Below are 744 nucleotides of genomic sequence, written 5' to 3'. Positions count from 1 at the left end.
TGACCCAGGCGCTGGGTGAGGCCGCGGTCGAGCTGCGGGTGTGGAAGAAGTCCGCGGAGGGCCGGCCGGGCCCTTCGAGGACCTCGAGGTGATCCGTGTCGAGGCGGGCATGCCGACCGCGAGGTTCTGCCGCCTGATCGGTGTGCCCGAGCGGACCTGGCGCCGTCACCGGGCTCGCGCCCGCCGCGGCGCACAGGCCGAGGGGCCGTGGCCGCGTCCGGCCCGGGAAGGGGTTCGTGACGCGGCCCGCCGCCACGCGCTTGCCCACCCCGCGTGGGGCCACCGGAAGGTCTGGGCGATGTGCCGGTGGGACGGCCACCAGGTCTCACAGGCCACCGTGCTGCGGCTGCTGCGCGACGAGGGCCTGCTGCTGGAGGCGAACTACCAGCGCGAGCGCCGACAGCTCGCCGCCCGGCGCAAAGCCGTGTTCGCGACCGAGCCGACCGGCCCGAACCAGGTCTGGCAGCTGGACTTCTCCGAGTTCGAGACGACCGGCGGCGGCACCTGGCGGCTCGCGGGCTGCCGGGACTACTGGTCGAAGTACGAGCTGGGCTGGCACGTGGCCCCGACCGCGAACCAGCACGACGCCATCGCCGCCATCGGGCTCGCCCTCGCCGAAGCCGAACGGCTCGCCGGAGCCCAGCTGGTCGACCTGGCCCGGCGCGCGACCGACGGCACCGTGCAGCCGCTGGTCACGATCGTCACCGACAACGGCGGACCGTTCCGCTCGTTCCGCTTCGAGGC

General features: G+C 74.5%; 1 pseudogene. It reads left to right on the top strand.

Annotated elements, in window-relative coordinates:
- Positions 1–88: 88 nt before the first annotated feature.
- Positions 89–744 (top strand): annotated as a pseudogene (locus tag PUR61_RS01235) (hypothetical protein); the annotation flags it as partial.

Origin of the sequence: Streptomyces sp. BE20, assembly GCF_036322525.1 — a bacterium.
Classification (GTDB): domain Bacteria; phylum Actinomycetota; class Actinomycetes; order Streptomycetales; family Streptomycetaceae; genus Kitasatospora.
This window is presented reverse-complemented; position numbering and strand designations above follow the sequence as displayed.